The sequence below is a fragment of the Halomonas sp. XH26 genome, assembly GCF_024138895.1.
GTDB lineage: Bacteria > Pseudomonadota > Gammaproteobacteria > Pseudomonadales > Halomonadaceae > Vreelandella > Vreelandella alkaliphila.
This window is the reverse complement of record NZ_CP071889.1, coordinates 2,789,990-2,807,604: the sequence shown is the minus strand read 5'-3', so window position 1 is coordinate 2,807,604 and position 17,615 is coordinate 2,789,990. Positions and strand designations below refer to the sequence as shown.

Genomic DNA, 17,615 nt, shown 5'->3' with positions numbered 1-17,615 from the left:
AAATGGGGATATGGCTCTAATTGATGCCATCAACGCCCTCTCCGTAGCCAGGGTCTCGGTAGCCAGGATTCCCGTAGCCAGGAGAGAGCGTTAAAGCCAAGCGTCAGCCTTTGGAGCTGAGAGCCTGAGCCGGTGAGTACGATGATGCACTGTGTGTCACGAGACTCACGCCGATGAATACTACGGTATTGACGACTAGGCCACAGAAGCCAGCGTGCCAGCCGAATGGAGTACTGACCCCAAACTGGAACAATAGGGTTAGGGCCGCGCCTACTGCTAAACCTGCAAAGGCACCAGAGCGTGATGCTCGCCGCCAGAATAGTGCGCCAAGCAGCATCGGCAGCAACTGCACCACGATGCCATAGGCGCCGAGTAACAAGCCAACCAATGAGCCAGGGTTGGCTAGGGCTAGCAAGTAGGCTGCTAAGGAGATTACCACCACACCGTAGCGAGTCAGCCTGAGTGCCTTGTCATCAGATATACCACGCAGCACGGGCAGGTGCTGCCCCACGTCTCTTACCAGAATAGTGGCGGAGGTATGAGCCAAGTTGGCAGCCGTAGACATTGCCGCGGCCAGCGCGCCGGAGAGGGCTATACCGATTAGCCACGCAGGGAAGTCAGCTAGTTCGACCACTAACGTCAACAGCACGCGATCAGCAGAGTCGAGCGGGCTATCTTCGAGTAGTAATACTCCTGCGAAGCCGATAACCAGCAATGGCACCAGCAAGTAGCTATAAAGTGGATAGAGTACGAACACCTGTTTCAGGGTTCGCTCACTGCGCGCACTATAAAACTTCATGAAAATGTGCGGCCACATTACGCAACCTAGAGCACTTACTAGGATGGCTGTCGAGAAGGCTCCCCAGCCCATACCGCCAGCACCGGGCATGGTTAGATATTCCGGCGCTTCGCGCTGCAGTTCGCGGAACATTTCACCGACTCCACCAAAGAACTGGTCAGCCGTTGCCAAGCCTAGAAACCACGCGACACCCACCATCATCACGCCCTGGAGCAAGTTGGTCCAGCCGATGCCTTGTAAGCCGCTCGCATAGACATAAGCCGCCACCACGCCACAGGCCAGTAAGCTGCCGAGCCAGAACGGAATGGTGCCTGAGGTTGCCGCCTCGAAGAGCAGTCCCGCACCCGCGATCTGAATAGTTAGGTAGGGGATCATCGCCAGTACGCTGACCACACCGATGAACAGCCCCAGCAGATTCCCCCGAGTTGGATAACAGGCAGAGAGGAACTCCGCCTGGGTCAGAAAACCATGGCGACGGCCAAGCCGCGAAATGTGTGGCGCGATTAACCACCATACAATCACAGCGAGCGCCAGGTAGGCGATGATATAGAGTGCCGGCGCCCCTTTACTGTAGGCCCAGCCGGGAGCTCCAAGAAAGGCGAAAGCAGAGAATATCTCCGCTCCGAGAATGAAAAACAGCACCAGCAGCCCCATGTGGCGCCCACCAGCGACGTAGCCTTCCAAAGACGAACTCTGGTTATGCCTTGCTCGCAGGCCCACCGCTAGAACGATCAGCAGGTAGGCTAGGGTGATGGTAGTGATCAGCAGTGAATCACTCATCGTTCACCTCCTGTGCGGCATCATGGCGATAGGCAATCACTAGTCCCACAAATAGGACAAAGACCCAAGCGACGTACCAGAACATGAAGAAGGGCAAGCCAATCACCATCGGTTCGATGCGGTTGGCTACTAATGCGCCAGGCCAGATCATCGCCAGCGCACAGATAGTGAAGTAAATCAGCAATCCCCTAGGGGGAAGCGAGGGGCGGGATTTCATATGCATACCTCATTATTGTGGTGTTATCGGTAGTAGAGCAGGCCTCGTTTAGGCGGCAGCGAGTGCGCCGAGGCCGATGGCCAACAGTAGTTGGCAACCAGTGGGAATAATGTCGTCGTTAAAGTCGTAACGAGCGTTGTGTAATGGTGCGGTGGCTTCATCCTTGGCTGCACCGAGGAAGAAGTAGGCTCCTGGACAGCGCTGCAGCATGAAGGAGAAATCTTCGCCGCCAAGGCTAGGGTCGACGTCGCGCACCAGGGCAGCTTCGCCGAGTGTTTGCACTACGCAGGATTCCACGTGGCGGGTTTCCGCCTCGCTATTGACCGTCGCTGGGAATATGCGTTGGTAGTCGACCTCAATGTCGCCGCCATGGGCAATGGCCACCCCTTCACAAACACGGCGAACAGCATGCTCAATACGATCCTGAGTGTCGGCATCAAGGCTTCGTGCTGTACCGCTGATGCGTACTTCATCGGGAATAATGGCGAAACCGTCAATATCGCCCCCCTGCAATCCACACAGGCTGAGGGCCGCGGGGGAGAGAGGATTAATATCACGGGCGACCACGGAGTGTAGATTTTGAATCAGGGCACCCGCCATACGTACAGGATCTGTCGATAGGTGTGGGTTGACGCCTCCATGGCCCCCTTTTCCGCGTACCCGGATATCGAGCCGATCGGTGGCTGCCATGATGGCACCTGAGCGGACGGCCACTTGGCCAGCAGGCAGAGAAGGCCAGTTGTGCAGGGCGTAGATGGCCTGCATAGGAAAGCGCTCGAACAACCCCTCTTCAACCATTGCCCGGCCACCACCTAAACCTTCTTCTGCGGGCTGAAAGACTAGGTGAATGGTGCCAGCGAAGTCGCGGTGTTCAGCCAGGTAGCGGGCGACGCCAAGCAGCAGGGTCGTGTGACCATCATGGCCGCAGGCATGCATGCGACCGGGCACTTCGGATGTGTGGTTGTGCTCGCTAAGCTCTTGGATCGGTAGAGCGTCCATATCGGCGCGTAGACCAATCTGGCGTCCATTGTCGGGCTGATCACCGGTGATAGTTGCAACGATACCGGTTTTGCCGATGCCAGTTTCAAAGGTCAAACCGAGACGTTCTAGTTCTTCAGCGATGCGCTTAGCCGTGGCATGTTCCTGAAACCCTAGCTCTGGGTGACGGTGCAGCTCGTGCCGCATTTGGGTCAGCTCGGCGTGGTGACGCTCGAAGAAATTTGCGTTGATGAGTTCTGTCATAGTCGATTCGCATAGTTGTTGGATGGACCAATTCATCTTGGTTGTTTCGGTGGCATAGAGAAAATAGTTTTTTTATTAGCTTTCCATGCTTATATTGGATGGAAAGAGCCACGGCGTGTCATTCAATGGGAATGAGATGGACTTCAAACGCTTAAAATATTTTCAGACCGTCGTAGAGGAGGGAGCTATCTCCTCAGCAGCAAGACGAATACCACTTGCTCAGCCAGCCCTGTCGCGTCAATTGCTGCTGCTTGAAGATGAGGTCGGTACCACGTTGCTAACTCGTTCACGGCATGGCGTTCGCCTGACCGCCGCAGGCGAATCGTTCTACCGTGATACCCGGCGTTTGCTTGGCGAATTCGAACAGGCCAAGCGCAATGCACGGCGCATCGCCGATGGCCAATTCGGTGAGTTGCGACTAGGGGTGACGGTGATGCATTTATGGGTACCGCAGATAATCGGTTTGCTCAACCGTTTCCGCGAGCAATATCCCGAGGTCACGCTGAAAGTAGAGTCAGTGCTTTCGGGGCCTCAGGTCGATGCAATCCGCCGTGGGAGGCTGGATGCTGGCATGTTGTTTTTCCCTCCAGAAGATGATGACAGCCTCTGTAGCCATTGCTTGTATGAGGATCACCTCGTATTGGTTACCAGTGCCACCTCACGCCTAGCGCGACAACCGCCGCGATACCTAGCCGAACTCAATGACGAAAATTTTATCTGGTTTGATCGTAGTGCCACCCCGGTCTATCACGACAAGCTGATCCACGCTTTTCAGCGAGAGGGTTTCACGCCCCATGTGGTTCAGGAGGGAACTGACAACGCTACAATGTTGTGTTTGGTAGCTGCTGGCATGGGCTGCAGTATTTTGCCGGCCATGACCATGGCAGGGGCACCAGAAGGCGTAGTAAGTCATCGCCTGGAGGATCTCAAGCTGGCTTTGCCTTTGATGCTGGTATGGCGCAGGGATTCAGGGCTGTCGGCGGTACGCCGGCTGATCGAAATTGCTGAAACAGAATCTTTGGCGACTGATGATGACGCTGACGCGTAACGTTCATCTTGATGGAAATTAATAATATGGAAGCACCTATGTCCCCCACCGATATTGGCCGTGCATACAATCAGATCACTCATCTCTGGCAGAGCGAAAAATTTAATCTCACGAACGGTGTAGACGCGCACAAAAGAGCGCTAGCGTTTGTGAAGAATCGAGGCAGGGCGCTAGATATTGGCTGTGGTTGCACGGGACGTTTTATTGACCTGCTACAGCAGGAAGGCTTTACACCAGAGGGGGTGGATATTTCTGCTGAAATGGTGCGGCTGGCTAAACAGAAACATCCAGACGTGACCTTTCACCACCAGGATATTTGTCAGTGGCAACCGTCGGGCAAATACGATGTCATTACTGCGTGGGATAGCATCTGGCATATTCCACTGGCTCAGCAGGAAGCTGTGATAACCAGGATTATTAATAGCCTGAGCGAAGGTGGCGTATTTATCTTCTCCTTCGGAGGCACCGATGAACCCGGTGATCACACCGACAGCTTCATGGGGCCACAGGTTTACTACTCATCGCTCGGTACTAACGGCTTTTTATCCCTGCTGATAAAGCTTGGCGCAGTATGCAAGCACCTAGAGTATGACCAACATCCTGAACTGCACGCGTACTTGATTGCTCAGAAGGGATGAAGAGTCTATAGCCTGGCTTGCTGGTGTAACGTATCGACAAAACGGGCTAATGCGGGCGACCAGGTAGTGGGTTCTGAGGTAACAAAATAGGTGTCGATATTGGCAATGGCAGAGGGCAGTTCCATCGCGTGAATGCCGAAGCGGTGTCGGTGTGCTTCAATGATAATACGTGGCAGTACGGTGTACCCCATCCCGGCTGCTACGCAGCCAAGCATGGCGTCTAGCGTGCCAAACTCAAAAACACGCACGGCATTTATTCCCTGAGATGCCAGCAGTAATTCGATACGTTGCCGGTAACTACATCCCTGGCGAAATGCGAGAAACGTTGCTGTCAGTAGTTCTTCAGAGCTGGGCACGCTCGTCATGGGGGCTGAACTTACCAGCACAAGCTGTTCGCTGAAAACTTTGAGCGAATGATAGCGATGATGATCGATAGCGCCGGCCACAAACACGCCATCCGCCTGACCGTCCATTAGCTTCTCGATCAAACTGGCGGTGGGGCCAGTCGCCAGCGTCATATCAACCTCTGGGAAGTTAGCATGGTAGGCCGCCAGTATTGGGGGGAGGCGCAGCGCCATGGTAGTTTCCATCGATCCTAAGCGTAGTTGGCCAGCTGCGTTCTCGGCGCTTTGAAATAGCGCTAACGCTTCGTCATGTACCGCCAGCAACCGTTCCGCATAATCCAATAACGCTAGCCCCGCAGAGGTAAGACGCACGCCACCAGCACGATGAACCAGCTGCACGCCTAATTCCTCCTCAAGTTTTTTGATATGCGTGGTCACGTTAGATTGCACCGTATGCAGCTGCTTTGCGGCAGCCATAAAGCTGCCGGTTTCTGCCACCGCCATAAACAGCCGCAATGATTTAAACTGCATTCACATCTCCCATAAGCGACCACCGTCTCAAATCCATCTCAAAAACTATCTTAAGAGCTATCTCAAAAAAAGATAGAGACTATCACTATAAATCGTTTCTAAAGAATTGTTGGTGTGCGTAAGCTACTGGTAAATACGCCTGTTGCCAATCTTGCCGCACAGCGATTTAGTAAGGATACGACATGATCAATAGCAAAGACTTGCCTGCTCTGATGACCGGCGTGATGGCCACCTTGGCAGGAATAGGCATTGCCCGTTTTGCCTACACACCACTATTACCGGCACTGATTCAAGAGGGGTGGTTCAGTGCCAGCCAAGGAGCTTATCTAGGGGCTGCTAATCTTCTCGGTTACTTTATTGGTGCGTTGTCTGCTCACGCTCTGAGTGAGCGTTTTTCTGTCCGCGCGGTGATGGGGGCAAGTTTCGTAGCGATCGCACTGAGCTTCTTCCTCTGTGCGGGGGCAGGCAGTTTTAGCTGGTTTTTCTTTTGGCGATTAGTCTCAGGTATTGCTGGCGCCATTCTCATGGTGGTTGGCCCATCGTTGGCTCTGTCGACCACGTCTCCGGAAAGGCGGACTAGTGTCGGTGCCCTGGTATTCACTGGCATTGGCTTTGGTGCACTGCTTTCAGCATCGGTGGTGCCAGTGCTTCTGGAGTTAAGCCTAACGGTTACCTGGGGAACGCTGGGTCTGCTCTGTATTGCTGCGGCTCTTGTATGTGACTGGGGCGTTACTCGGCTGTCCTCACCGCCGGTGGTTAGTCAGGAAAGGCGAACAAGTGAGACAGGGTATGCAGGAATAAATGCCGCTGTGCTACTGGTGATAGGTGCGTATGCCCTGGACGCCGTCGGGTTTGTTCCGCATACCGTATTTTGGGTGGATTATCTCGCCAGAGAAAATGCCTTAGGGCATCAAGCGGCTTCTCTACAGTGGGGCATTTTCGGCTTGGGCGCCGTGTGCGGGCCACTGATAGTAGGAACGTTGGCGCGAAAAGTGGGCTGGCACCATGGCTTAACCCTCGCTTTTTTAGCCAAGGCTGCCGCTGTGTCCCTGCCAGTATTTTCACTAGCATTGCTTAGTCAGTCAGTTTCCTCGTTTGTGGTGGGCGCGATGATCCCAGGTATTGTTGCGCTGACGTCTGGGCGACTGGCTGAATTAGTCGGCCCCACCGCCCACAAAAAGCTCTGGGGGCAAGCGACTGCCGCTTTCGCTGCAGCTCAAGCGTTTTCTGGCTACGCGATGTCAGCGCTCTATGTAGCCTGGGGCACTTATTCACCGCTATTTGCGATTAGCAGCCTGGTGTTGGTAGGCGGCTTTGTACTGGTGTTGCTTAGCCGAGGCCAGCAGCAGCGTCATGCCCCTCTCTCTACTGTTCCTCACTCCAATAAGAAACGGAGGCCATAATGCAGCTTTTTCTTAACGCAACGTCACCCTATGCGCGCCTAGCGCGGATCATCTTACTTGAGAAGGATCTGGTGGATGACGTGACATTGCGCTGGTGCGACCCTTGGGCAGATGACAAAGCGCTGCTAGAGGTTAATCCCGCCGGGCGAATTCCAGCGCTAGTGACTGACGAAGGCACGACACTTAGCGAGTCAATGTTGATTGCTGTTTATCTTGATAGCGTCAGTGCTAGTTCGCCTATGATTCCTCAAGCCCGATTAGCGAATGTACTGCATCTGGCCGGACTTGGTCAGAATCTTATGGATGTTGCGTTTACGACCGTTATTGCCAGAAAGCACTATGGCGCTGAGATTGATCACAGTGAGCTTGGGCGAAGGCGCCAGCGAGCCATGCAACGAATAGTGGAACAACTGGATAGTGAACTCTACGAAAGTCAGCTGGCGTCGTCGATTACTCTTGGTGAAATCGCTTGCGCTGTTGCGCTAGATTACTTGGCCTTCAGGTTGCCAGAAGTGCGCTGGAAGGAAGCGTACCCACAGCTCAAAGCGTGGCATGCCGCAGTAATTGCCAGGGATAGTTTTCAGCAGACTGCATTTGTGTAGCCTCCTGCGGGTGCGCTGACGCTTACACCGCGCTACAAAATACGAAAATTCAATCGTTTAGGTTATGTAGCGCGGTGTAACGAATCTTGCGAGGGACGAGCAAATGAGGCACCCGCGAACGGAGGCGGAGCCTCCCGGTAAGGTTGGGGATCACTCGTTGAGTGCCTGCTTAAGCCACTCTGCCAGTGGCTCGCTGCGGCGGCTGTTGGTTTGTTTCGGCAGCCATAGGCAGAGGCGGGCGGGCGTTTCGATACTTCCCCAAGGGGCCACAAGCCGCCCGCTGCGTAAATCGTCTTCCACCAGTAGCTTGGGTGCTATTGCTATGCCTAAGCCCGCCACCGCTGCTTCAATCAGATAATAAAGATGGGCAAACCCTTGGCCCTGTTGAAGGGCGTCCTCCAATGCACGTTGCGCCAGCCCTTTGGCGCTCGCCCACTGTGGCCACGCCTGGGGACGTGAAGCGGTCACTAACAGCTTGTTGGCAAATAACGATTCTGGCTTGGCTGGGTCGATGTGTGCTGCTAGGAGTGGGCTTGCTACTGGGCAAATCTGCTCGGGAAGTAGCTCGATAACCTCCACATCCGCGGGCCAGGGAGGTTCAATAAACGCCAGGGTGGCGCTGGTATCTACCTGTTGACCGGGCAGTTCGCTGTCACTTACCACGACTTTTAGCTTCAGTTGCGGCAGCTCTTGGTTCAGGCGATCCAGGCGGGGAATTAGCCAGCGCGCTAGCAGGCTGCCAGGGCAGGCCAGAGTAAAGGGCGCTTCTTCCACATCACGCTTGAGTGCTGCGCAACTATTGCGCAGTTTGCTAAATGCCTCGCCTACGCCGCTTTGCAGTTGCTCACCATGGTGAGTCAGCACCAGCCCACGCCCTGCTTTTGCAAATAGCGCTACACCAAAATGCTCATCCAGGCTTTTAAGTTGGCGGCTAACCGCGCCATGGGTAACGCTTAGCTCATCGGCGGCAGCGGTCACGCTACCCAATCGGGCAGTGGCTTCAAAGGCGCGCAGGGCGCTAAGTGGCGGCATGCTGTTCTGCATTGCTTATCCCATAATGATAGTTCTGCTTTAATAGTTGATTAAAACTCACCTATTAGTGACATCTTATCGATTTTTATCCCCGTCTGCCTGCGCTACCTTGAGTCTATTCCCAATTTCCACGTTGCACTCAGAGGTCGTGATGAACCAATTCGTGAACCTGCCCGATACCAACGGACTGTTTGGCAGCTTCGGCGGCCGCTTTGTCGCTGAAACACTCATGCCACTCATTTTAGAGCTGCAAGATGAATACGCTGCTGCTAAAAATGACCCCGAATTCCAGCGCCAGTTAGCCTACTTTCAAGGAGATTACATCGGGCGGCCAAGCCCGCTTTATTTCGCTGAAAGACTGACCGAACACTTCGGTGGGGCGAGTATTTACCTCAAGCGCGAAGAGCTAAACCACACCGGCGCGCACAAGATTAACAACTGCATTGGCCAGGTACTGCTAGCCAAGCAGATGGGCAAAAAGCGCATTATTGCTGAAACTGGCGCCGGTATGCATGGAGTGGCCACCGCCACGGTAGCAGCGCGTTTTGGCCTGCCTTGTGTCATCTATATGGGCGCAACCGACATCGAACGCCAGCAGCCTAACGTGTTCCGCATGAAACTACTGGGGGCTGAGGTGATTCCCGTCACCTCCGGCACCGGCACACTCAAAGATGCCATGAACGAAGCGCTGCGCGACTGGGTGACCAATGTCGACGACACCTTCTACATTATTGGAACCGTGGCTGGGCCGCACCCGTACCCTGCGATGGTGCGCGACTTCCAAGCGGTGATTGGCCATGAAACTCGCAGCCAAATGCTCGAAAAGCAGGGGCGTTTGCCGGATTCGCTGGTGGCCTGTATTGGCGGCGGATCAAACGCTATGGGGCTGTTCCATCCGTTCTTAAACGACCCAGATGTGCAGATGATTGGCGTAGAAGCGGGCGGCAAAGGCGTTAAAAGCGGCCTGCATGCCGCCAGCTTGAACGGCGGAACGCCTGGCGTACTGCATGGTAACCGCACCTATCTGCTGCAAAACGAAGATGGCCAGATTATCGACGCCCACTCAATATCAGCGGGGCTGGATTATCCCGGTATCGGCCCAGAGCACGCATGGCTCCACGAGCAGGGGCGGGTTGAGTATGTTTCCGCCACTGACGATGAAGCGCTGGAAGCCTTCCAGATCTGCTGCCGTCAGGAAGGCATCATTCCTGCCCTGGAAACTGCCCACGCCTTGGCGGAAGTGGCTAAGCGTGCGCCCCGGCTTCCCCGTGAGCACTTAATGGTGGTCAACCTTAGCGGTCGTGGCGACAAAGACATGATGAGCGTCGCCCATCATCTAGGTGATAAATTCCAATGAGTGCGAACCAGGAGACTGTTATGAATACCCCCACTCGTCTTAAAGACTGCTTTGCCGCGCTCAAGCAGCAGAACCGCCCAGCGCTGGTTAGCTACCTCACCGCAGGTGATCCAGACGCGGAGACTTCGCGCCGCCTGCTACATGGGTTACCTGAAGCAGGGGTGGATATCATTGAACTCGGCATGCCGTTCAGTGACCCCATGGCTGATGGTCCCGCGATTCAAAAAGCCGCGCTGCGTGCACTTGAAGGCGGCCAAACCCAAGTTAAAACGTTGGAAATGGTGCGCCGTTTCCGCGAGCAGAATAGCACCACGCCTATCGTACTGATGGGCTACTACAACCCGATTTACTGCTATGGCGTTGAGCGCTTTCTTTCTGATGCTGCCAGCGCTGGGGTTGATGGCCTGATTGTGGTGGACTTACCCCCTGAACATGATGAAGAGCTCTGCCAGCCAGCAGCCCAGCACGGCATTGATTTTATCCGCTTAGCCACCCCGACCACCGATGCTAAACGGTTGCCCAAAGTACTCAGCAACACCTCTGGGTTTATCTACTACGTATCGGTGGCGGGGGTTACTGGCGGTAGTGCGCCAACACCAGAACGGTTAGAGGCGTCGGTCGCTCAGCTCCGCGAATACACCGAGCAACCCATTGCCGTTGGCTTTGGAATACGCACCGCTGAGCAAGCCGCTACCATTGGACGCTTTAGCGATGCGGTGGTGGTTGGCTCCGCGCTTGTTGACTGCATCGAACATGCCAGCACGCCTGATGAAGCAGTGGAGCGAGTGCACGGCTTAGTCAGTGAGTTGGCAGAAAGCGTCAGGGCATGTCGTACAGCAAGCGAGCCACAAGTCTGTTGATACCAGCAGATTGATACAAGAAGAGTAAAAAAACGATATGTTAAGAGAGCAGGCCAGCAGCGCCTGCTCTTTTTAACGTTGAGCAAAATCCTAATTAAAGGTTAATCTAGCTGGATCGATGGTGAAATAATGAGTGGAAGCTCACGCGGGCTAATAGGAACGGGCTTTTATGAACCTTACAACACTGCTGTTTTTTATCCCTGCCTGCTTCGCCCTTAATATGGCGCCTGGCCCTAATAACCTGCTTTCATTAACCAATGCTAAACGCTATGGCGTTCGGACAGCTTGTTTAGCGGGTATTGGGCGGCTAATAGCATTCGTCGGCATGATTACGCTGGCAGCGACTGGCTTGGCGACACTGCTTTACACTTCTGAAAAAATCTTCCTCGTTATTAAGGTGGTTGGTGGGCTCTACTTATTATGGCTGGCATATCAGCTATGGGGCGCCGACACTACCGCAAGTGATAGTGCTGAAACTCAACACATGAGCTTATTTGAGCTGGCGCGACAAGAGTTCTTGCTTGCTGCTGGTAACCCTAAAGCCATACTGATTTTTACCGCTTTCCTACCGCAGTTCGTGGAACCTAGCGGCAATGTCGGTCTGCAGTTTTTGGTGCTAGGTGTGCTGTTTTTACTATTGGAATGGGTAGCGATTGCTGGTTACGCCTATGCAGGTAGTTTTTTGAGCCAGTGGTTTTCACGCCCCACTATGCGGCGCTTATTTAACCGCAGTTGCGCAACTCTATTAGCCAGCGCAGGGGTAGGACTGTTGCTGGCTAAAAAAGAGTAAGCGTTAAGACTCGCTGTTTAAATACGCTAGACCACCGAGCACAGCCGTTCTACGAGTGGTGCGCGTGACGCGAATCCTCAGGAGCCTCGCGCCGGTCATTCATTCCGTAGTCTCGGATGACGGAAGCGACACGCAGACGGTAGTCGGCAAAGATATCCTGTCGACCAGCTTTCTGAGCTGCTCGGTGAGATTCAAGCGAACGCCACTGCTTCACGGCATCTTCATCCCGCCAATAAGAGAGCGAAAGAACTTTGCCGGGCTGCGTTAGGCTCTCGAAACGTTCAATCGATAGAAAACCGTCGATAGCTTCCAAATCTTGGCGTAATGCGCTGGCAGTATCCAAATAGTCTTGATAACGGTCAGTATGTGGAAGCACTTCGAATATCACAGCGATCATGGCAGATTCCTTGTATTCATAAGTTCTTTATATTCATTAGTTTTTTATATTCGCAGGTTCTTTATATTTACAGCGTCGTTACGTTGATATGTTCATTACATCGACAGCCTCAATGCCCAAGGTGCCGTCTACCACTTCTACAAAACTGCGCTCCTCTTTGAGGATGAATCGTTGCTCTTGGGCCATTGTGAAGTTCGCGTGCCCTCCTTCATCAGATCTCAGCCGAGCGCGATAGGCTTCATAGGAAGCTAGGCTATCGAAGGCAATTAGGCCCCAGGCGATATTGTTGGTGCCCTCTAAAGGCAGGAAGTAGCCAATAAGATGGCCGCCACACCAGGGGATGATTTTTCCCCAGTTTTCCGCGTATTGCTTGAAAGCGTCGCGCTGGAAAGGGTCGATCTCGTAGCGAATGATGCAGGTAATGCTCATCTGATTATCTCCGTTGAAAGGCAACGGAGACGATACCTAATTGCCGCACCCAAATGGTTCGACTAAGATCGAACCATGAATGAAGCCCCTAACATTGTGCGCGTTGCCGCACTGATCGGAGATAACGCTCGGGCGGAAGCGCTCTGTGCCTTAATGTCTGATCGCGCGCTAACGGCAACTGAACTGGCAAATATGGCCGGTGTGACTAAGCAAACCATGAGCTTCCACCTCGCCAAGCTGCGAGAGGAAGGACTGCTTGCGGTCGAGAAGCAGGGGCGCCACCGCTATTTTAGGCTGGCGGGGCCACATGTTGCTGAGCTTTTGGAGTCGCTGATGGGCCTCGCTTTCCGAGGCGACGATAGGCATCTGTCCATCGGCCCACGCGACCCCGCGCTGCGCAAGGCCCGAGTTTGTTACGACCACCTTGCAGGGGAGCTGGGGGTTTTTGTGTACGAGCAGATGCTCGAGACAGATATCCTTCAGCAGCTTCCAGGCGGACTACAGCTGACTAAACAGGGACGGCTGTGGTTCCAGAAACATGGCATCGATGCAGATGCGCTGGCTTCTTCGAAGCGATCATTTTGTCGAGCGTGTTTGGATTGGAGCGAGCGTAGGAATCATCTTGCCGGCGCGCTCGGGGCGGCGCTGCTTGCGCGAATGCAGGCGCTTGGCTGGGCGAAACGGGAGGAGGACTCCCGCGTTATCGTTTTCAGTGCCAAAGGGGAAGCGTCGCTGCGGGCAATGTTCGCAGTGAACAACATGCCACTTACTCCCGACACCTCACCATTAGAATCCTTCTCGCTTGTTTGTAAATAATGTTCATTTTTCAGTGCTTGTAGCTACTTACTACCGCAGGCATTATCAGCGCTCGTGATTGCTGGCCGAAGGCGGCAACCATAAGGATTTCGTCGCACTGAGGGGAAATAATGAGGAAGCTCTTTTCACTGATCGTACTACTGGCAATTGGCTACGTGGGCATCTATATCTATTACGGTGTCGCCGTAAAACAAGAAGTGCAGCAGCAATTGGATGATCGCGGACTGTCTTCGGTGAGTGTTGATAACGTTGAGTATGGCCTGTTTGCACCGGTTAACACCTCTGCAGAACTGACAGTAACCGTTACTTATCGCGGTTCTCAGGCAGCAGTGAACATGGTGGTGCAAGGGCACCCGGTGTTTTCAGACGACGTTAGTGTTGAGTTCGATGGTCTTCAAGCACTGAGCTTGGGGATAGGCTTCGGGCAGTAGGTTTTACAACGTTCGCTTGCACTTTTTTACACCGCGTGGCAAACGCGTTTGCCGCTCAACTAAAGACACGTGGCGTGGCTAATTTATGCTTTCCAAAATTATAAGTGGCGGCCAAACCGGCGCTGACCGAGCGGCACTAGATGCCGCATTAGCACTGGATTTCCCCATAGGTGGATGTTGTCCCGTCGGCAGAATGGCTGAAGACGGGCCGATTAGCAGCGTCTACAACCTTGATGAAATTGGCGGAGGGTATCGTCAACGTACCAAGAAAAATGTACAAGATGCAGATGGCACCGCTATCTTCTATGCGTCTTATCTTCAAGGGGGAACAGAAGCCACAGTTCTGTTCTGTATTCAGCAATCAAAGCCCTACAAGCTGATTGATATTGAGCTGATAGATCCATTGCACGCGGCGATGTTGCTGGCCGACTTTGTGCACGACCGCCACATTACTGCACTTAATGTTGCAGGCCCTCGTGCCAGCACTTGCCCGGTAATGTACGCGTACGTTAAGCAAACGATTGAACTGGTTATAAAGCAATCACGCTAGATTAAGCTTAAAGGAACAAGCCAATGCACACGCATGAAAAACTTAATTACGTCGAGTTTGCAGCGAAAGATTTAGCGGCGACAAAAACGTTTTTCACGGCGGTGTTCGGCTGGGAATTCGTCGATTATGGCCCTGAATACAGTGCATTTTCCAACCAGGGGCTAGATGGCGGTTTTTATCATTCAGATGCCTGTAGTCGAACCGCTAACGGTGGCGCACTGCTGGTTTTCTATAGCGCGGATATTAACGCAACGCTCGATAAGGTAGAGCAAAGCGGCGGTGACGTCATTCAGCCTATTTTCGAATTCCCAGGCGGCTTTCGCTTTCACTTCCTAGAACCCAGTGGCAATGAGTTTGCGGTTTGGTCAGAGGCGCGCACTTAAAACGCTAACGCCCCAGAGCTCTTTTAACCCCAGAGGTCTTTTAACCTCATAGATCTTTTAAAGAGGAGTACATGAGTGGCCTTTTCTGATGCAGAAAGAGATGCGCTTTTGAGTGTCAAAGGCGTTGGCCCTACCGTCCTCAAGCGTTTTGAAGAGATTGGTATCGACTCATTTACTGAGCTGGCCGCCCGCCAAGCGGATGAGATAGCAGAAATGGTGGCCGCCATGCTGCACACAACCTGCTGGAAAAACAGCCCGCAGGCAAAATCAGCTATTTCTGCCGCTATTGCCAGAGCGCAAGAGGGTGTGTGACACACCGCAAATGTAGCGAGCAATCAATGGTTAGAGTGCTCGCTACCTGTGTCATCAGGCTAGCTAGCATTAAGCGGCAGCCAAACATGCTCATAGCCAATCGATAACGCCACGGCGACCAGCAGCCCCGCCATTACCCAGTTGAAGCCCTTAATGATCCCTGCGCTTTGAATACGCTGGCCAACCAAGCTGCCCATCAAGACATAACTGCCGGGTGCGCCAGCGGCTAATATTGCCAGCCCGAATGCCCAAACCACCAAGCTAAGCCCTTCAATACCCGCCGCAGGAAATTGCAGTGTAGCAAGGGGTAGGGTGGCAATAATGGCTTTTGGGTTAAGCAGTTGCATCACCAGCCCATCGCGAAAACGCAGCAGATGTGCGGTGTGGTCATGGTTGTTTAACTGGGTGTTTAAGTCGCTACTTAAATCAGCGCTTGAGCGGGCAATTTTTATTGCGAGATAAACAATATAGCTACACCCCAACGCACTCACGACGATCAGTGCCTCATCGTCGATCCAAGCGGCGCCTGCCCAGCCCAATAGTAATAAGTAAGTAAACATTGCGGTGCCTACCCCCAGACAAAAACCTAGCGATTTTTTGGCTTGGCCATTGATGCCAAAGTTTAAGCCCAGCAGATTCACAGGCCCAGGCGTATACATAGCGCCCAGGGCATAGGCGACGATTCCTAGCATGGTGAAGCCTCGTTTGTTTAATGGCAGTTCTAAAACTGGGGATTAACGCGCGATATCGCGTTGGTACTGGTGGGGAGTCATGCCATAAATGCGCTTAAAGCGTCGATTAAAATGGCTAAGGTCGGCAAAGCCAAAGCGTAGCGCCACATCGTTAAGTGGGGCACCGGCGTCTAGTGCAGTACGCGCCGCATTGATACGGCAATTAATCACGTACTGATGGGGGGTAATGCCGTAATGCTGGCGAAACAGGCGCAAGAAATGGTACTTGGATAAATGCGCTGCCTGGCAAATATCATCCAGCAACATATCTCTTTCCAGGTGAGCATGGATATACTCCTTAGCCAGACGTAGCAGGGCATCAGGTCGACTTGTGACGGGGCTGGGCTGTGAAGTACCGCCGAGTTGAACGGTTCTCTCTATAACCCGATAAAGCGCATTTTCCTGATCAATACAGCTACCTGCTTGGGATGTGACCAAGCGCGCCAGTTCCAAAATGGCATGGCGCAGTTGAACATCCTGAATCAGCGTTTGGTTGGAACGAAAATCCGTGGCATGTTCGCACCCAAGCGCATCAGCGAATAGCGGCTTGACCTGGTCCGGGTGAGCATAAACCATCAGGTAGTCCAGTGCGTGCTTACCGCCCGGTTGGCCATCGTGAACCTCCTCTGGATTGAACAGAATCACATTGCCCGGCGGGCTTTTGTGGAACTGCCCGCCGCTAAAAAAATCCTGACGCCCAGACAGCGTTACGCCGAAGGCAAATTCCTCATGGGCGTGGCGGTCATAGCTGAAGTCTTCAATCGCTGCCTGAAGCACCGTTAGTGTTGGCACATGCTGACTTTTGATGAATTGAAACCGACTTGTATTCGCCATGCCAAATCCTCCTGATGAGTCACACCACCTAGCTTATGCGCTCCTGGATATCAAATGCTTGTACATAATTGCTAACTAACCTTGAGAGACTCTCTAGCCTCATCATGCAGCATCACGTATGTTAATAGCTTCTTATCTACCATCGTAAAAGGATCATTCACCATGTTCACCGGCCTGAGTGCATTTCCGCTAACCCCCATGAACGAGCAGGGCATACATGAGCATGAGTTTGCTCGTTTAGTGGAACGCTTGGTGGAGGCGCGGGTGGATTCTATCGGCGTGCTGGGGTCGACGGGCAGCTACGCTTATTTAAGTAGTGAAGAACGCGCCCGCGTCGCCAAGCTGTGCGTTGAGCATGCCGCCAGCGTGCCAGTGGTGGTAGGCATAGGTTCGCTCCGCACCCGTGATGTACTGGCCAATGCAGAAAGCGCCCAGCAAGCAGGCGCTAGTGGCGTGCTGTTGGCGCCAGTGTCTTATCAAAAGCTGACCGAGGATGAGGTATTTGGCCTTTTCGAGACGGTTTGTCGTTCGCTGAGCGTGCCGTTATGTGTCTATGACAACCCAGGTACAACGCACTTTGAATTCAGTGATGAACTGCATGGTCGCATCGCCCAACTGCCCCAGGTTCGCTCGATTAAAATTCCTCCAGTGCAGAATGATATAGCCGCCGCACAGGAGCGCGTGGCACGGCTGCGTGGGTTAATTCCCAGCGACGTAACCATTGGCATTAGCGGCGACCCAGCGGCCGCCACGGGCATGCTTGCTGGCTGCGATGCTTGGTACTCGGTAATTGGTGGGCTATACCCTGAAACTGCGCTGGTGCTAACCCGTGCCGCCCAAGCGGGAGACGCAAAAGACGCCAACGCGCTTTCCGCTGCGCTTGAACCGTTATGGGCGCTCTACCGTGATTTCGGCGGCAGCCTGAGGGTAGTCGCTACCATTGCAGAACTTACCGGAACAGTAAGCCAACCCTGTTTGCCCCAGCCGCTACAAACGCTGCAAGGCGATGCGCGGAAAAGGGTGGCGGCGGCGATTGACGCTTTGCAACTAAGCTAACGCGTTTATCGATGGCAGGCCCTGGCTAAAGCG

Annotated in this window: 22 protein-coding genes; 13 read left to right on the top strand and 9 right to left on the bottom strand. The window is 53.6% G+C overall.

Features of this window, described 5'->3' with window-relative positions:
* Nucleotides 1–103 precede the first annotated feature (103 nt).
* Genes J4377_RS12830 through J4377_RS12820 form a run of 3 tightly spaced genes read right to left on the bottom strand, consistent with a single transcriptional unit; the run spans nucleotide 104 to nucleotide 3,038 of the window.
* Nucleotides 104–1,579 (bottom strand): sodium:solute symporter, encoded by a 1,476-nt coding sequence (locus J4377_RS12830; RefSeq protein WP_062363614.1) that lies wholly within the window; start codon nucleotides 1,577–1,579, stop codon nucleotides 104–106.
* Nucleotides 1,572–1,796, bottom strand: coding sequence for a DUF3311 domain-containing protein (locus J4377_RS12825; RefSeq protein ID WP_054641024.1), 225 nt, complete (start codon nucleotides 1,794–1,796; stop codon nucleotides 1,572–1,574). Before J4377_RS12825 ends, J4377_RS12830 begins: the two co-directional genes overlap by 8 nt.
* A gap of 48 nt (nucleotides 1,797–1,844) precedes the next feature.
* Nucleotides 1,845–3,038, bottom strand: a complete 1,194-nt coding sequence (locus J4377_RS12820; protein ID WP_253485827.1) for a M20 aminoacylase family protein — start codon at nucleotides 3,036–3,038, stop codon at nucleotides 1,845–1,847.
* Between the two features lie 115 nt (nucleotides 3,039–3,153).
* Between J4377_RS12820 and J4377_RS12815 the strand changes: the two genes are divergently transcribed.
* Together J4377_RS12815 and J4377_RS12810 are read left to right on the top strand one after the other, a co-directional pair.
* Nucleotides 3,154–4,086 carry a LysR family transcriptional regulator gene (locus tag J4377_RS12815; protein WP_164517106.1) on the top strand — a complete coding sequence of 311 codons (933 nt, stop codon included), beginning with the start codon at nucleotides 3,154–3,156 and terminating at the stop codon, nucleotides 4,084–4,086.
* A 38-nt stretch (nucleotides 4,087–4,124) separates the two neighbouring features.
* A complete protein-coding gene (locus J4377_RS12810) occupies nucleotides 4,125–4,724 on the top strand; it encodes a trans-aconitate 2-methyltransferase (RefSeq protein WP_253485826.1) in 600 nt (199 codons plus the stop codon).
* A 5-nt stretch (nucleotides 4,725–4,729) separates the two neighbouring features.
* Here the strand turns inward: J4377_RS12810 and J4377_RS12805 are convergent, their stop codons facing one another.
* Complete coding sequence (locus J4377_RS12805; RefSeq protein ID WP_038477180.1) at nucleotides 4,730–5,599, bottom strand: LysR family transcriptional regulator; 870 nt, start codon at nucleotides 5,597–5,599, stop codon at nucleotides 4,730–4,732.
* Nucleotides 5,600–5,781: 182 nt separating this feature from the next.
* Between J4377_RS12805 and J4377_RS12800 the strand changes: the two genes are divergently transcribed.
* Together J4377_RS12800 and J4377_RS12795 are read left to right on the top strand one after the other, a co-directional pair.
* Nucleotides 5,782–7,002, top strand: a complete 1,221-nt coding sequence (locus J4377_RS12800; protein WP_253485825.1) for a YbfB/YjiJ family MFS transporter — start codon at nucleotides 5,782–5,784, stop codon at nucleotides 7,000–7,002.
* Complete coding sequence (locus J4377_RS12795; protein ID WP_038477176.1) at nucleotides 7,002–7,604, top strand: glutathione S-transferase N-terminal domain-containing protein; 603 nt, start codon at nucleotides 7,002–7,004, stop codon at nucleotides 7,602–7,604. The genes J4377_RS12800 and J4377_RS12795 overlap by 1 nt, the downstream gene beginning before the upstream one ends.
* 150 nt (nucleotides 7,605–7,754) lie before the next feature.
* Here the strand turns inward: J4377_RS12795 and J4377_RS12790 are convergent, their stop codons facing one another.
* Nucleotides 7,755–8,648 carry a LysR family transcriptional regulator gene (locus J4377_RS12790; RefSeq protein ID WP_038477173.1) on the bottom strand — a complete coding sequence of 298 codons (894 nt, stop codon included), beginning with the start codon at nucleotides 8,646–8,648 and terminating at the stop codon, nucleotides 7,755–7,757.
* A 139-nt stretch (nucleotides 8,649–8,787) separates the two neighbouring features.
* On the opposite strand from J4377_RS12790, the gene trpB reads away from it, so the two are divergent.
* The 3 genes from trpB to J4377_RS12775 all read left to right on the top strand — a co-directional run bounded on the left by trpB (nucleotide 8,788) and on the right by J4377_RS12775 (nucleotide 11,643).
* Nucleotides 8,788–9,993, top strand: a complete 1,206-nt coding sequence (gene trpB, locus J4377_RS12785; protein WP_253485824.1) for a tryptophan synthase subunit beta — start codon at nucleotides 8,788–8,790, stop codon at nucleotides 9,991–9,993.
* A gap of 20 nt (nucleotides 9,994–10,013) precedes the next feature.
* The gene (trpA, locus tag J4377_RS12780; RefSeq protein WP_231657529.1) at nucleotides 10,014–10,853 is read left to right on the top strand and encodes a tryptophan synthase subunit alpha; all 840 of its coding nucleotides are present in this window, start codon (nucleotides 10,014–10,016) and stop codon (nucleotides 10,851–10,853) included.
* A gap of 169 nt (nucleotides 10,854–11,022) precedes the next feature.
* Nucleotides 11,023–11,643, top strand: coding sequence for a LysE family translocator (locus J4377_RS12775; RefSeq protein WP_253485823.1), 621 nt, complete (start codon nucleotides 11,023–11,025; stop codon nucleotides 11,641–11,643).
* Nucleotides 11,644–11,692: 49 nt separating this feature from the next.
* Here J4377_RS12775 and J4377_RS12770 read toward each other — a convergent pair whose 3' ends face one another.
* Complete coding sequence (locus J4377_RS12770) at nucleotides 11,693–12,040, bottom strand: antibiotic biosynthesis monooxygenase (protein WP_038477163.1); 348 nt, start codon at nucleotides 12,038–12,040, stop codon at nucleotides 11,693–11,695.
* Nucleotides 12,041–12,118: 78 nt separating this feature from the next.
* Complete coding sequence (locus J4377_RS12765; RefSeq protein ID WP_038477161.1) at nucleotides 12,119–12,469, bottom strand: NIPSNAP family protein; 351 nt, start codon at nucleotides 12,467–12,469, stop codon at nucleotides 12,119–12,121.
* Between the two features lie 75 nt (nucleotides 12,470–12,544).
* Here J4377_RS12765 and J4377_RS12760 point away from each other — a divergent pair, with 75 nt between their 5' ends.
* The 5 genes from J4377_RS12760 to J4377_RS12740 all read left to right on the top strand — a co-directional run bounded on the left by J4377_RS12760 (nucleotide 12,545) and on the right by J4377_RS12740 (nucleotide 14,961).
* Nucleotides 12,545–13,285, top strand: coding sequence for a helix-turn-helix transcriptional regulator (locus J4377_RS12760; RefSeq protein ID WP_038477158.1), 741 nt, complete (start codon nucleotides 12,545–12,547; stop codon nucleotides 13,283–13,285).
* A gap of 110 nt (nucleotides 13,286–13,395) precedes the next feature.
* Nucleotides 13,396–13,716, top strand: a complete 321-nt coding sequence (locus tag J4377_RS12755) for a hypothetical protein (protein WP_038477155.1) — start codon at nucleotides 13,396–13,398, stop codon at nucleotides 13,714–13,716.
* An 85-nt stretch (nucleotides 13,717–13,801) separates the two neighbouring features.
* The gene (locus J4377_RS12750; RefSeq protein ID WP_038477152.1) at nucleotides 13,802–14,266 is read left to right on the top strand and encodes a YpsA SLOG family protein; all 465 of its coding nucleotides are present in this window, start codon (nucleotides 13,802–13,804) and stop codon (nucleotides 14,264–14,266) included.
* Nucleotides 14,267–14,289: 23 nt separating this feature from the next.
* Entirely contained in the window at nucleotides 14,290–14,649 is a 360-nt protein-coding gene (locus tag J4377_RS12745; RefSeq protein WP_095603874.1) for a VOC family protein, read from the top strand.
* 75 nt (nucleotides 14,650–14,724) lie between these two features.
* Nucleotides 14,725–14,961, top strand: a complete 237-nt coding sequence (locus tag J4377_RS12740) for a helix-hairpin-helix domain-containing protein (RefSeq protein WP_038477147.1) — start codon at nucleotides 14,725–14,727, stop codon at nucleotides 14,959–14,961.
* A 59-nt stretch (nucleotides 14,962–15,020) separates the two neighbouring features.
* On the opposite strand, the gene J4377_RS12735 is transcribed toward J4377_RS12740, so the two are convergent.
* Nucleotides 15,021–15,653 (bottom strand): LysE family translocator, encoded by a 633-nt coding sequence (locus tag J4377_RS12735; RefSeq protein WP_253485821.1) that lies wholly within the window; start codon nucleotides 15,651–15,653, stop codon nucleotides 15,021–15,023.
* A 42-nt stretch (nucleotides 15,654–15,695) separates the two neighbouring features.
* Nucleotides 15,696–16,526: an AraC family transcriptional regulator gene (locus J4377_RS12730; RefSeq protein WP_253485819.1), complete on the bottom strand. Its 831-nt coding sequence runs from the start codon at nucleotides 16,524–16,526 to the stop codon at nucleotides 15,696–15,698.
* 162 nt (nucleotides 16,527–16,688) lie between these two features.
* Between J4377_RS12730 and J4377_RS12725 the strand changes: the two genes are divergently transcribed.
* The gene (locus J4377_RS12725) at nucleotides 16,689–17,582 is read left to right on the top strand and encodes a dihydrodipicolinate synthase family protein (protein ID WP_253485818.1); all 894 of its coding nucleotides are present in this window, start codon (nucleotides 16,689–16,691) and stop codon (nucleotides 17,580–17,582) included.
* Nucleotides 17,583–17,615: the final 33 nt, after the last annotated feature.

Bases quoted from the DNA above. Each gene is read 5' to 3' on its own strand.
- J4377_RS12830 (WP_062363614.1), bottom strand. From the start codon at position 1,579: ATGAGTGATTCACTGCTGATCACTACCATCACCCTAGCCTACCTGCTG.
- J4377_RS12825 (WP_054641024.1), bottom strand. From the start codon at position 1,796: ATGAAATCCCGCCCCTCGCTTCCCCCTAGGGGATTGCTGATTTACTTC.
- J4377_RS12820 (WP_253485827.1), bottom strand. From the start codon at position 3,038: ATGACAGAACTCATCAACGCAAATTTCTTCGAGCGTCACCACGCCGAG.
- J4377_RS12810 (WP_253485826.1), top strand. From the start codon at position 4,125: ATGTCCCCCACCGATATTGGCCGTGCATACAATCAGATCACTCATCTC.
- J4377_RS12805 (WP_038477180.1), bottom strand. From the start codon at position 5,599: ATGCAGTTTAAATCATTGCGGCTGTTTATGGCGGTGGCAGAAACCGGC.
- J4377_RS12800 (WP_253485825.1), top strand. From the start codon at position 5,782: ATGATCAATAGCAAAGACTTGCCTGCTCTGATGACCGGCGTGATGGCC.
- J4377_RS12795 (WP_038477176.1), top strand. From the start codon at position 7,002: ATGCAGCTTTTTCTTAACGCAACGTCACCCTATGCGCGCCTAGCGCGG.
- J4377_RS12790 (WP_038477173.1), bottom strand. From the start codon at position 8,648: ATGCAGAACAGCATGCCGCCACTTAGCGCCCTGCGCGCCTTTGAAGCC.
- trpB (WP_253485824.1), top strand. From the start codon at position 8,788: ATGAACCAATTCGTGAACCTGCCCGATACCAACGGACTGTTTGGCAGC.
- trpA (WP_231657529.1), top strand. From the start codon at position 10,014: ATGAATACCCCCACTCGTCTTAAAGACTGCTTTGCCGCGCTCAAGCAG.
- J4377_RS12775 (WP_253485823.1), top strand. From the start codon at position 11,023: ATGAACCTTACAACACTGCTGTTTTTTATCCCTGCCTGCTTCGCCCTT.
- J4377_RS12770 (WP_038477163.1), bottom strand. From the start codon at position 12,040: ATGATCGCTGTGATATTCGAAGTGCTTCCACATACTGACCGTTATCAA.
- J4377_RS12765 (WP_038477161.1), bottom strand. From the start codon at position 12,469: ATGAGCATTACCTGCATCATTCGCTACGAGATCGACCCTTTCCAGCGC.
- J4377_RS12760 (WP_038477158.1), top strand. From the start codon at position 12,545: ATGAATGAAGCCCCTAACATTGTGCGCGTTGCCGCACTGATCGGAGAT.
- J4377_RS12755 (WP_038477155.1), top strand. From the start codon at position 13,396: ATGAGGAAGCTCTTTTCACTGATCGTACTACTGGCAATTGGCTACGTG.
- J4377_RS12750 (WP_038477152.1), top strand. From the start codon at position 13,802: ATGCTTTCCAAAATTATAAGTGGCGGCCAAACCGGCGCTGACCGAGCG.
- J4377_RS12745 (WP_095603874.1), top strand. From the start codon at position 14,290: ATGCACACGCATGAAAAACTTAATTACGTCGAGTTTGCAGCGAAAGAT.
- J4377_RS12735 (WP_253485821.1), bottom strand. From the start codon at position 15,653: ATGCTAGGAATCGTCGCCTATGCCCTGGGCGCTATGTATACGCCTGGG.
- J4377_RS12730 (WP_253485819.1), bottom strand. From the start codon at position 16,526: ATGGCGAATACAAGTCGGTTTCAATTCATCAAAAGTCAGCATGTGCCA.
- J4377_RS12725 (WP_253485818.1), top strand. From the start codon at position 16,689: ATGTTCACCGGCCTGAGTGCATTTCCGCTAACCCCCATGAACGAGCAG.